The organism is Celeribacter marinus, assembly GCF_001308265.1.
In the GTDB taxonomy this organism is placed as follows: Bacteria; Pseudomonadota; Alphaproteobacteria; order Rhodobacterales; family Rhodobacteraceae; genus Celeribacter; species Celeribacter marinus.
Genome location: NZ_CP012023.1, coordinates 243212 through 255714, shown reverse-complemented (window position 1 = coordinate 255714; position 12503 = coordinate 243212). Strand labels below are relative to the sequence as shown.

The window sequence follows — 12503 nt, the reverse complement described above, 5'->3', positions numbered from 1 at the left end:
GTTAGATGATACCGTCAATTTGCGTGTGGGGCAGCACTTCGTAGTCGCATGAAATCAATTTACGCGCCCCCGCCAAATCACTCAGGGGCATCATCCATACAACACGTTCGCCCAACGCAACAGCCGCTTGGGCCTGAATCATCGCATTCATCGTATCGGCGATGATCATCCGCTCGGCATCACGCCGCGCCAGTTCTAATAGCGCCGTGTCCTCTTTGCGGTGAATAACCAAATCCGCCTCTTGAAGGCGTTGTACCGCGCGTAATGTCAACAAATCTGGCACCCGCGTCACATAGGGGACAAGGCTCAAGACCCCACCCGTGCTTTGATCCGGCGCGCCATTGCGACCAATGGCTGCGCCAATCAATTCGGAGGCTTCGATCTCGTGACCGGTTGTGAACAGATGGCGCGGCGGTCCGGCAAAGACCCACCGCCAAAATCCGCGCCGCTGCTCCTTTGGGACCAAGCGCGCAACAGTGGGCCGCAATCCACCCGCAAGACGCACAAAACGGCCTAAATCAGGCTCCAGAATTCCCTCGATCCGCGTTTTGATCTGACGCCCCAGAATAGGCGCGGACCCTTCGGTTCCGATTGCGACGACAAGCGGCGCACGGTCCACGATCGAGGGCGTGTTGGCCTCACACAACTCGGGCTGATCCACCACATTCACCAAGGCGCGTGCATCGCGCACAATGGGATATAGGCTTGCATCGATCCCCGGACATCCCGTTGCGAGAAAGACCAAGGCCGCGCCCTCAAACGTGGCGGATGTCAGCGCCCCGTTGACCACTGAGATATCGCCAGACGTCACTAAGGTGCGCAATTCACTGCATAAATCAGGCGCGTGCACGGTGATGCGCGCCTTTGACTTTCGCAACAACCGGACCTTTTGAGCCGCTGTTTCGCCACCGCCCACGACCACGACATCACGGTCGGTCATTCGTAAAAACATCGGGAAAAAGTTCATGGGGCGCCTTGGGCAAAATTCTACTGTTGCCCTAGAATTGACCGCGCCCACCGCCAATACAAGAGGAAGACGCATAAAAAAGTCAGCGTTTTTGACTTAACCTTGCGAAAGCGCACAGGGTTTCATCATCGGTCAATCTGGCGAAACGATGTGGTGGACCCTGCGCTCAAGCCTATGCGATCGCCCCTATGAGATCGCCCGTGCGACCATCACGCGCGCGCCGTGCGCCGCAAGTCCGGTGTAGGCCTCTGTAACAGCCGCAACAAAGACCGCATTACCCGTGAGAGACACAGGAAAGATATCGTTCAGGCCCAAGAGGTTTTGCACTTTATCTTGGGGCGCGGCCCCCGCATCCGACAATGCCTTAAGGCGCTGCGCCATGGGGTCACGCACATCAATCGGCGCGCCCGCATCATCGACACCACCCACATAGCGCATCCATGCCGCCACTGCGAGGATGAGCCCCGCCATAGGACGCCCCGCGTCAAGCCCCTCACCCACCTGCGTCAAAATCCGCTGGGGCAGCTTTTGCGACCCGTCCATCGCGATTTGCCACGTCAAATGACGGATTGCGGGGTTTTGGTAGCGCGCCAACAACGCATCCGCATAGGCGTGAAGATCAACACCCTCGGGCGGCGTCAAACCGGGGATAATCTCGTCGCGCCACAGCCCTTTGACAAAGGCGGCGTAATCGGGATCGGCCACGGTGTCCGATATCGTCGTAAGCCCCCCCAGATATCCAAGATAGGCCAGCGACGAATGCGTGCCATTGAGACAGCGCAACTTCATATCCTCAAACGGCGTCACATTAGCGACCAATTGAACACCGACCGCGCCCAGATCAGGACGCACACCGTCCACAAAATCGTCTTCCACGACCCATTGGCGGAACGGTTCCATCATCACGGGGGAAGCATCGTATTTGCCGATATCCGCCCCGAGTGCGTCGATATCTTCAGGCTTGGTTGCGGGCACAATGCGGTCCACCATCGTGGCGGGAAACCGACACTCAGAGGCAATCCAATCGCGCAAATCGCGATCAATCAGCTCCGCCAGCTCCAACACAACACCGCGCACAACACGCCCATTATCCGGCAGATTATCGCAGGTCAGCACCGTAAAGGGACGCAGACCCGCCGCACGGCGGATGTCTAGTGCGCGCACCAAAAACCCGAGCGCAGAGGCAGGGTTGGCGATATCGGCAAGGTCTTGTTGAATATCGGGATGATTTTGGTTGAGCCGCCCCGTGGATGGCTCGTGACAGTATCCTTTTTCCGTCACGGTGAGCGTGACGATTTTCACCGCCTCATCCGCCATCGCTGTGAGAACGGCGGCGGGATCGTGAGGGGCGACAAGCACGTCTTGGACGATCTCGACGTGGTGGGCAATGCGGCCAGTTGGGGCCAGTTCAAGCGCGGTATAGGCGCAACCTTGTGGTTTAAGGCGCTCCGCCTGTGTCGGACTTTTGAGCGACACGCCGATAATGCCCCAATCGCCACCTGATTTCGCCATTGCCTCGGCGATGTAAATCGCACCATGGGCGCGGTAAAACGCGCCAAGGCCAAGGTGGATCACACCCACGGCGGGTTTGGGCGCATCTGTGCGCGACAAGCGTTGCAAGGCGGTGACATCAGTCATTGGGGAGACCTTTAAAACAGAAAACCCCGCACCCGCCCTATGCGGCAGGCACGGGCATAGAGTTAGCGCGCGAGCCAACCGCCATCGACGTTGAGCACAGCGCCCGTGACGTATTTGGCAGCCTTGGAACACAGGTAAGCGGCAGTGCCACCAATGTCATCAGGATCGCCCCAACGGCCCGCAGGAATACGCGCCAGAATTGCCGAATTGCGGTCCTCATCGGCCCGCAGCGCCTCGGTGTTGTTCGTGGCGATATACCCCGGCGCGATGGCGTTGACGGTGATCCCTTTGGCTGCCCATTCGTTGGCGAGGATTTTGGTGATCCCTGCCACCGCGTGTTTCGACGCCGTGTAGGCCGGCACGCGAATGCCGCCCTGAAACGACAAGAGCGAGGCAATGTTGACCACCGCGCCCCCTTTGCCCTGTGCGATCAATTCGCGGCCAAATGCCTGACAGGTGAAAAACAGCGCCTTTTGGTTCACATCGATCACCGCGTCCCAGTCCTCCTCGGAGTAGTCCACGCTATCGGCGCGGCGGATGATGCCCGCATTATTCACAAGGATATCGATCCCTGCGCCTGTGAACACATCCTTTGCGGCCATCGGATCAGCGAAATCAAGCAAGAGGCTCTCACCGTTGCCGCCCGTCGCCGCAATCAATGCCACGGTCTCGTCACAGGTCCGGCGTCCGGCACAGATCACATGCGCGCCTTGGCCCGCGAGGGCCACCGCGATGGCCTGTCCAATGCCCGTGTTGGCACCGGTCACAAGAGCTTTGCGCCCTTTTAGAGAAAACAGATCAGACATCATTACCCCCTTAGCGCAGCTCGGACGGTTGGACAAAATCCATGTCCGTGTAATCGACATTGTCGCCCGCCATGGCCCAGATAAAGTTATATTTGCCAATGCCCGCACCCGAATGGATCGACCATGTGGGCGACACAATGGCCTCCTCGTTAGCAACAAACATGTGGCGGGTTTCTTGTGGCTCGCCCATTAGGTGCAAGACGCGGCTCGCCTCGTCCATACCCCAATACAGATAGGCCTCCATACGGCGGTCATGCACGTGCGCAGGCATGGTGTTCCAAACCGATCCCTCCTCAAGCGCGGTATAGCCCAGAACCAGTTGACAGCTTTGCATCACGAGCGGATGGATGAACTGGTTGATCGTGCGTTTGTTGGAGGTCGCCGCATCCCCCAATTCCATTTTGGCGGCATCAGCCACCGTCACAAGGCGCGAGGGATAGGCGTGATGCGCAGGGCATGACGTGATGTAAAACCGCCCCTGCCCTGTGAACGTCACCGCCCCCGACCCCATACCGAGGTACAGCACATCGCCCTCGTTCATGGCGAAGCTTTCACCACCGGCCTCGACCGTGCCGGCGCCGCCAATGTTGACGATGCCCATTTCGCGGCGCTCAAGAAAGGTCGCGGTACGGGTTTCTTCGACCTTATCAAGGGTGAGCGATCCGCCCGCAGGCACCGCACCGCCCACCGTAAATCGGTCATAATGGGTGTAGACGAGGTTGATCTCGCCCTCTTTGAACATCCCCTCGCACAAGAAATTGTCGCGCAGCCCCTGCGTGTCCATGCCCTTTGCATGATCGGGGTGAATGGCGTGGCGGGTCTCGACATTGAGAATGGTCATATTATCGTCCTTTTGTATTAAATTCAGTAGCTTGGCTTAAAGATCAAAGCTTGTACGCCTCTTTTACCAATCGGTAGGTCAGATCATGTGCAACCTCATGGGCCTCACTCGCACCAAGCCGCCCCGTGGCCACCAGTTCGGCAAGATAGCCCGCATCAACGCGGCGCGCCACATCATGACGTGCAGGGATCGAACAAAACGCACGCGTGTCATCGTTAAAGCCAACGGTGTTGTAAAACCCTGCCGTCTCCGTGACGTTTTCGCGAAACCGCTTCATGCCTTCATAGCTGTCAAAGAACCACCATGGCGGGCCGAGACGTAGCGCAGGATAGACCCCCGCAAGCGGTGCCAATTCGCGGCTTTGCGTGGTCTCGTCGAGCATGAACAAAATAACACGAAGGTCTTTTTCCATCCCAACGGCTTGCAGCAGCGGCTTGAGATTGTTCACAAATTCCGTTTGCGAGGGGATATCAAAACCTTTGTCGCGCCCGAACATCTGAGCCACTGGCCCAGAGTGATTGCGATGTGCGCCCGCGTGGATTTGCATCGTCAACCCATCGTCGATGGACATCTTTGCCATCTCGGTCAGCATTTGCCCGCGAAATGCATCGCGTTCATCGGCTGTGCCCTTGCCCGACAAAACGGTTTGGAACAATTCGGAGGCCTGCGCAGGATCGAGGTTCTCGGTGCGCGCGCTAGGGTGCCCGTGATCCGAGGACGTCACACGCCCAACCTGTTTGAAATAGGCGCGGCGCGCACGGTGCGCATTGAGATAACCGGTCCATGACGCGGTGTCCTCCCTCGTCAATTCGCCCAGTTTGAGCACATTGTCGGTAAAGCCCGCGAAATCCGGATCCACAACATCGTCGGGACGGTAGGCGGAGATCACCGTGCCGTTCCAATCGCCGTCCGCAATCATGCGGTGATATTTCAGATCATCAAGCGCCATTTCCGTGGTTGAAATAGCCTCGATATTGAACCGCTCAAACAGGGCACGGGGCCGGAAGTCATCGGATTTCAAACAGGCATCGATGTGATCATAGTACTCGGTCGCGGTTTGCGGCCCGAACGGGATATCAAGACCAAACACCTCTTGAAACGCATGTGTGAGCCACATGTTCGAGGGCGTTCCGCGCAGCAGGTAAAAGTGCTCTGCAAACACCGACCAGATTTTGCGCGGGTCTTGTTCCGTCTCACCACCATCGGCACGCGGCACACCCAAGGTCGCCAGATCAACCCCTTGGGAGCAATACATCCGGAATACATAGTGATCTGGTGTCACGAACAGGCGCGCGGGGTCAGGGAAATTCTCGTTGAGCGCAAACCAACGCGGATCGGTATGGCCATGGGGCGAAATGATTGGCAAGTCTTTGATGCCAGCATAAATGTCGCGCGCAAGATCGCGCACACGGCCGTCCACCGGAAATAGCCTATCGTCGTTCAGAAGCGCCATGAGCATGTCTCTCCGTTATCATCCGTCAAAGTTCCGAAACGCCCGCCACAAAATAGATTTGCGATTCTGGCGCGTCCCGTGTAATCTGATCAACTAATATGCTAGACGACAAATCTAGTCAACGCGCCACGCACCCCACACATGACATTGCCATTCATGCCAAAAGTCGCGCATAAGAGTGCCGATATTGACGGGAGACAGACACATGGGCCATGATACGCCACAGCAAAAATCAACAGCCGCACGATTGGCGGCGCGCGTTCAGTTGACCTCTATTGACCAGTCGCGCGTCCCCTCTGTCACCGACATGGTGTACGATGCGCTCTACCACCGTATTGTGGAATTGCAGTTGCGCCCAGGCACCAAAATGTCCGAAGCCGAAGTGGCCAGCCAGTTGGGCGTGTCGCGCCAACCTGTGCGCGATGCCTTTTACCGGTTGTCACAACAAGGGTTTTTGTGGATCCGCCCGCAACGTGCCACCACAGTTACGGCCATTTCAATTGCCGCTGTCCTAGAGGCGCGGTTTATTCGCACCGCCCTTGAGATGGAAGTGCTGCGCGCCGCCATCTTGAACATAACCGAGGACGGATTGGCGCGGATCGAGGCCAACCTCGCGGCGCAAAAAATCGCAATGGATGACGGAGATCGCACCAAATTCCATGAACTTGATGACGCGCTTCATGAACTGCTGTGTGAGATTGCAGGACACCCGAAAGTCTGGACAATCATCAAAGACAACAAGGCGCATATGGACCGCGCACGCTACCTCTCGCTCGAAAAGGGATCACAACAGACATTTGATGATCACTGTGCGATCGTCGATGCGATCAAAGCGCGCGATACCTCGGCGGCGTCCGCGCTCATGCGCACCCATCTTGAACGGATCGGGCACATTATCCACGACATCCGTGCCGAACACAGCGAATATTTTGAAAACGAGGACGAACGTGGCGCATAAAAAGCTTTTGACCATCGGTGAATGCATGGTGGAAATGGCTCCTGACGGAGCCGGAAAATACGACATGAATTTTGCGGGCGATACGCTCAACACCGCATGGTACGCACGGCGCTGTTTGGGCGATGATCCTGCCTATCACGTTGGATATCTGACCTGCGCCGGTGAGGATGCCGTATCGGACCGTATGCTCGCCTTTCTCGAAAGCTCCGGCATCGAAACCGATCACATTACCCGAATTGCGGACCGCACCGTTGGCCTCTATATGATCCAGCTCGACAATGGCGAACGCAGTTTCGCCTATTGGCGCGACACCTCGGCGGCGAAACTATTGGCCGCCGACCCTGCCCGTCTGGACGCCGCGTTCGATGGCGAAAGCATCTTATTGTTCTCGGGCATTACGCTTGCGATCCTGTCGCCTGACCACCGTCAAAACCTGATCGACGCGCTCTCGCGCGCCCGCGCAAACGGCGCAGAGGTGGTGTTTGACACCAACATCCGCCCCCGCCTGTGGGAAAATGCCGAAGCCACCAAAGACTGGCTGTCCAAAGCCGCCGCAATTGCCGACATCATGCTCCCGTCCTTTGACGAAGAGGAAGTGATGTTCGGTGATAAAAAGCCCGCCGATACGGCCCTACGCTACCGCAACCTTGGCGCCCATACGGTGATCGTCAAAAACGGCGCCGACGAGCTTTATGCGTGGTCCAAAGGCGAAGGCGGGTTCACATTGCACCCAGATCCCGTCCAACCGGTCGACAGCACAGCCGCAGGCGACAGTTTCAACGCGGGCTTTTTGACCGCCCGTATGAAGGGCGCGGATCTAACCGAGGCGTTGCGGGCCGGTATGGCGCTCTCGGCGCAGGTGGTTTTGCACCGTGGGGCTTTGGTCAAACTCTAAGATACGCCTATGGATGCATCACACGAAAAAGGGCGGGGAACACTCCCCGCCCTTTTCTTATTTCAAAACGTTTTGAATGACTTACATGTAGGAGTTCACAAGATTCTCGAGACGCTCTTGGCGGCCTGAACGTGGCTCTGGATTGACACCATCGGCCAAAACGCGGGCCTGAATGCTTTCGAGATCACTCTCGAGCATGGCCTTGGATGCCGCGCTGTCCCAATCGGCATAACGCGCATCACGCGCCGCTTCCAACTTGCCATCCTCAAGCATCGCTGCCGCCGCTTTGAGGCCGCGCGCACAGATGTCCATGCCCCCAACGTGCGACAGAATCAGATCTTCGGCGTCGAGGGATTGACGGCGAATGCGGCTATCAAAGTTGGTGCCGCCTTTGGTAAACCCGCCCGCGCTCAGCACTTCGTAATAGGCCAAGGCCACTTCTGGCACGTTGTTGGGGAACTGGTCGGTGTCCCAACCTGATTGGTAATCGTTGCGATTCATGTCGATCGACCCAAGCATGCCCAAGGAGCGCGCCACAGCCAATTCGTGTTCAAACGAGTGACCCGCCAAAATCGCGTGACCCTGCTCAAGGTTGAGTTTGACCTCGTTCTCAAGGCCGTAGCGTTTGAGGAACCCGTACACGGTGGCAACATCATAATCGTACTGATGCTTGGATGGTTCTTGGGGTTTTGGCTCGATCAAAATCTGACCGTCCCAGCCCATCTTGTGCTTGTAGTTGACGACCATTTCCAACATCCGCGCGGCGTGGTCGGCCTCTTTGGTCAGGTCGGTGTTGAGCAGTGTCTCATAGCCCTCGCGGCCGCCCCAAAGCACATAGTTCTGACCGCCCAATTTGATCGTAGCATCCATGCACGATTTGATCGTCGCCGCCGAGTAGGCAAACACATCGGGATCAGGGTTGGTGGCCGCGCCCGCCATGAAACGGCGATGCGTGAACAGGTTGGCCGTGCCCCACAACAGCTTGGTCTTGGAGCTTTCCATTTTAAGCGCAAAGTAATCGACGATCTCTTCGAGGTTGCGCGTGCTCTCCGCGAAATCCTTGCCCTCTGGACGCACATCGAGATCGTGAAACGCAAAGAACGGCGCTTGCAAGATGTCGTACATCTCGAACGCAACGTCGGCCTTCAGTTTGGCGTTTTCAATGCCGCCATCGAACCACGGCCGCTCAAACGTGCGCCCGCCGAACGGATCACCGCCCTCATAGGCAAACGAGTGCCAATAGGCGATGGAGAACCGCAGGTGGTCTTCCATGCGCTTGCCCATGATCACTTCGTCAGGGTTGTAGTGTTTGAATGCAAACTCGTTGTCGCTATCCGCGCCTTCGAATTTAACCTGTGGAATGCCTTTGAAAAAGTCTGTCATGTCAGTCCCTTAATCGCAATTTGTGCTGATTTGTAACGTTCGAACCCGTCCGCGAACGCCTGTGTTAGCGCGCCATTCGGCTCAATGGTTTTCTCGATTGTGGGTGCGGTCGCCAATTCGGCCCCGCCGCCTATGGCCGCCATTTGGCCAAGCCGCGCCGCGCCGAACGCGCCGCCGAAATCGCCCGAAACAGGCAAATGAACGGGGCAATCCAGAGCCGTGGCAATCGCCTCAACCCAGTAGTCGGAATTCGACCCGCCGCCGACCGCCAAAAGGTGGTCGATCTTGGTGCCAGTTGCCGCCAAAGCGTCTGCGCAATCCTTGATCGCGAATGTGACGCCCTCAAGCACGGCACGCGTCCCCGCTGCCGTATCCGTGGCATGTTCCAAGCCGACGAATGCGCCGCGAATGCCCGCATCGTTGAGCGGTGTCCGCTCGCCACCCAAATAGGGCATGAACCGTGTTTTTCCGGGCGATTGCAACGCGCCGAGGTTAGAGGTGAGCGCGGCTGCACCCTGTCCGACGAACCGCCCGTACCAGTTGAGCGCATCGGTCGCCGCGAGGATCACCCCCATCTGGTGCCACGTATCGGGCAGCGCGTGGCAAAAGGTGTGAACCCCGCGATCCGCATCGGGTTGATAGCCGTCATTGGCCGCGAACAGCACGCCAGAGGTGCCAAGCGACACAAACGCCTGACCCGCCTTGACCACGCCCACGCCAATGGCCGAGGCAGCGTTGTCACCGCCCCCGCCCGCGATGACGCAGCTCACAGCCACGCCCCATTTGGCCGCCAGTTCGGCGCGCAATGTGCCAGACACCTGCGCCCCCTCAACAAGGCGCGGCATGAACGAGCGGTCCATATCGGTGGCCGCCAACAGGTCATCGGACCAATCGCGTTTCGCCGTGTCAAACCATGCGGTTCCGGCGCTATCGGACATGTCGCCCACATAGTCACCCGTCAGGAACAGGCGTAAATAGTCTTTGGGCAACAACACTTTAGCGACCTTTGCAAAGATCTCGGGTTCGTTGTGTTTGACCCACGCCAGTTTCGGCGCGGTAAAGCCCGGAAAGACGATATTGCCCGTGAGTGCGCGAAATTTCGGGTCCGCATCAAGGCGTGCCGCCTCGACGTGCGAGCGCGTATCATTCCACAAAATACACGGGCGCAGCACCGCGTCGGAGGCATCCAAAAGCGTTGCACCGTGCATCTGACCCGATAGGCCAATGCCCGCCACGCCCGACAAATCCGCCTGCGCCCCGAGCGCGGCCATCACCGCATCACAGGCATCAAGCCAGCTTTGCGGGCTTTGCTCCGACCATCCGTCATGGGGGCGCTCGTTGGTCAACGGCGCGTTGGCCTCCGCCACAATCGCCTGATCCGCGTCAATTAAAATCGCCTTGAGACCCGATGTCCCAAGATCCAAACCAATATACATCAGTATGCCGCCTCCGGTTTTTTACCCATGATGATCATGCCCAAAATGTCGTCATCCGTGACCTCATCGACGTTGACCGTGCCAACGGCCTGACCGTTTTTCATCACCATCGCGCGGTCACACAGTTTCATCACGTTGTGAATATCGTGCTCGATGAGGAAAATCCCGAGACCCTGACGTTTCAACTCTTGGATCAGCTCCGCCACCATCTGTGTCTCATGGGGACCAAGGGCCGCTGTGGGCTCGTCCATGATCAAGATACGTGCGTTGAAATAGACCGCGCGCGCGATGGCCACCGATTGGCGTTGCCCGCCCGAAAGCGCCGAAACAGGATCGGAGAACTTTTTAAAGTTCGGATTGAGACGCGCCATGATCGACCGCGTTTCCGCCTCCATTGCGCCCTCGTCGACGAACCCCATGGGCGATACCAATTCGCGGCCCAAAAACAGGTTCGATGACGCGTCAAGATTGTCCGCCAAAGCAAGCGTTTGATAGATGGTCTCGACGTTGTATTTGCGTGCGTCACGGGTGTTGCGGATTTCGGCTTTTTCACCGTCGATGAAAATCTCGCCCGCATCCATGTGATAGGCACCCGACAGGCACTTGATCAATGTGGATTTGCCCGCGCCGTTGTGGCCCAACAGGCCTACAACTTCGCCTGCGTGCAGCGTGATAGAAACGTTATCCACCGCCTTGATGCCGCCAAATGCAATGGAGATATCGCGCATCTCCACCAAGGGCGTTCCAGTGTTTGGGTTGCCACTCATGTTTTGATCCCCAGACGTTTACGGTAAATGATGTCGATCCAGACAGCGATCACAAGGACGCCGCCGACGACAATGTTTTGGAACGGCGCGTCAACGCCGACCATCGCCATGCCAGATTGAAGCGACTGCATGATGAGTGCACCCAATATGGCCCCGTGAATAGTGCCGATCCCGCCGGACAAGGCCGTGCCGCCGATCACCGCCGCCGCAATCACCCGCAGCTCGTCGAGCGTGCCGATGTCATTGGCGTGGCTTTGCAAACGCGCTTGGGCAATAATGGCCGACAGACCACACAAGAACCCCATGAGCGCAAAAACCTTGACCGTCAAAAGCCGCGTGTTGATGCCCGAAAGCTCCGCCGCGTCCGGATTACCGCCCGTGGCAAAGATATAGCGCCCGAGGCGGGTTTTCTTGGCCACAACCGTCATCACAATAGCCGTGGCGATCAAGATCAGCACCGAAATCGGCAGGCCGTACCCTTGTGTAAACCCGTCCGGCAATTCCATGCCCTTGGCTTCAAACATCCGGCGCAATTTGCCTTTGGGAATATCGTAGGCGTTCAGGGTCGCGATGAAGCCCATGATCGCCCCCACGGCAATCACACCAATCGTCACTTCGGCCCAAACGGGTTTGACGGGGAAGTCATGGCGCAACTTGGCACGGCGCGCATTCCATAGCGAAAACACGGTGAACGCCGAGGCCAACAGACCCGCGATCCATGACCATGTGACGCCCAATGTGCCCTCTGCGCCGCCAAAGACGAGAAAGGTTTGATCAAGCGGGGCAATGGTTTGCCCATCGGTGAGATACCACCCCACGTTGCGCCAGACGAGCAAGCCGCCCAGTGTCACGATAAAGGCGGGAATGTTGTGATAGCCGACAAGCCAGCCGTTGACCGCGCCAATGAGCGTGCCAAACACCAGACCCGACAGCATCGCCAAAGGCGCAATCATCGGATGGCCGATTTCAAGGCCAAAGGTCGTGGGCAACCACCGTGCTTGGACCATTGCCATAATCGCCGAGCAGAGCGCCAAAAGCGCGCCCACGCTCAGATCGATGTGGCGCATGACAATCACAAACACCATGCCCGTGGCCATAATAGCCACCGACACGGTTTGAATTGTCAGGTTAAATACGTTGCGAGGGGTTAAAAACCGCCCCTCCGTGACAAAGTTGAAAGCCAGACAGAGCATGACAAATGCCCCAATCATACCCAACAACCGCATGTCCAATTCGAGCTGCGCAAAGAGACCCTTTGAGCCTTTTGTCGCAGTGGTATCCTGTGCGGAATCCGCCATGTCTTATCCCCATCGGGCGCGGTGTACCGCCCGTCCATACCAATGGGCGCACCACATAGGC

The 12503-nt window shown here is 57.7% G+C and carries 11 protein-coding genes; 2 read left to right on the top strand and 9 right to left on the bottom strand.

The window, feature by feature from the left end; genetic code table 11:
- Window position 1: 1 nt before the first annotated feature.
- The 5 genes from IMCC12053_RS01250 to uxaC form a co-directional block, all read right to left on the bottom strand.
- Window positions 2–967, bottom strand: a complete 966-nt coding sequence (locus IMCC12053_RS01250) for a precorrin-2 dehydrogenase/sirohydrochlorin ferrochelatase family protein (protein ID WP_062214957.1) — start codon at window positions 965–967, stop codon at window positions 2–4.
- Between the two features lie 186 nt (window positions 968–1153).
- Window positions 1154–2605: a mannitol dehydrogenase family protein gene (locus IMCC12053_RS01245; protein WP_062214955.1), complete on the bottom strand. Its 1452-nt coding sequence runs from the start codon at window positions 2603–2605 to the stop codon at window positions 1154–1156.
- A 62-nt stretch (window positions 2606–2667) separates the two neighbouring features.
- Window positions 2668–3411, bottom strand: a complete 744-nt coding sequence (kduD, locus tag IMCC12053_RS01240) for a 2-dehydro-3-deoxy-D-gluconate 5-dehydrogenase KduD (RefSeq protein WP_062214953.1) — start codon at window positions 3409–3411, stop codon at window positions 2668–2670.
- A 10-nt stretch (window positions 3412–3421) separates the two neighbouring features.
- Window positions 3422–4246: a 5-dehydro-4-deoxy-D-glucuronate isomerase gene (gene kduI / locus IMCC12053_RS01235; RefSeq protein WP_062220712.1), complete on the bottom strand. Its 825-nt coding sequence runs from the start codon at window positions 4244–4246 to the stop codon at window positions 3422–3424.
- Between the two features lie 49 nt (window positions 4247–4295).
- Window positions 4296–5705 (bottom strand): glucuronate isomerase, encoded by a 1410-nt coding sequence (gene uxaC / locus IMCC12053_RS01230; RefSeq protein ID WP_062220709.1) that lies wholly within the window; start codon window positions 5703–5705, stop codon window positions 4296–4298.
- A 205-nt stretch (window positions 5706–5910) separates the two neighbouring features.
- Here uxaC and IMCC12053_RS01225 point away from each other — a divergent pair, with 205 nt between their 5' ends.
- Window positions 5911–6663 carry a GntR family transcriptional regulator gene (locus IMCC12053_RS01225; protein WP_062214951.1) on the top strand — a complete coding sequence of 251 codons (753 nt, stop codon included), beginning with the start codon at window positions 5911–5913 and terminating at the stop codon, window positions 6661–6663.
- Window positions 6653–7558, top strand: coding sequence for a sugar kinase (locus IMCC12053_RS01220; RefSeq protein WP_074906191.1), 906 nt, complete (start codon window positions 6653–6655; stop codon window positions 7556–7558). Before IMCC12053_RS01225 ends, IMCC12053_RS01220 begins: the two co-directional genes overlap by 11 nt.
- Before the next feature lie 81 nt (window positions 7559–7639).
- Here IMCC12053_RS01220 and xylA read toward each other — a convergent pair whose 3' ends face one another.
- The 4 genes from xylA to IMCC12053_RS01200 are packed head-to-tail and all read right to left on the bottom strand — an operon-like array spanning window position 7640 to window position 12442.
- On the bottom strand, window positions 7640–8941 hold the full coding sequence (xylA, locus tag IMCC12053_RS01215; RefSeq protein ID WP_062214949.1) for a xylose isomerase: 1302 nt from the start codon (window positions 8939–8941) through the stop codon (window positions 7640–7642).
- Window positions 8938–10377, bottom strand: a complete 1440-nt coding sequence (gene xylB / locus IMCC12053_RS01210) for a xylulokinase (protein WP_062214947.1) — start codon at window positions 10375–10377, stop codon at window positions 8938–8940. Before xylB ends, xylA begins: the two co-directional genes overlap by 4 nt.
- Window positions 10377–11144, bottom strand: coding sequence for an ATP-binding cassette domain-containing protein (locus IMCC12053_RS01205; RefSeq protein WP_062214945.1), 768 nt, complete (start codon window positions 11142–11144; stop codon window positions 10377–10379). Before IMCC12053_RS01205 ends, xylB begins: the two co-directional genes overlap by 1 nt.
- Window positions 11141–12442, bottom strand: coding sequence for a sugar ABC transporter permease (locus tag IMCC12053_RS01200; RefSeq protein WP_062214943.1), 1302 nt, complete (start codon window positions 12440–12442; stop codon window positions 11141–11143). The genes IMCC12053_RS01205 and IMCC12053_RS01200 overlap by 4 nt, the downstream gene beginning before the upstream one ends.
- Window positions 12443–12503: the final 61 nt, after the last annotated feature.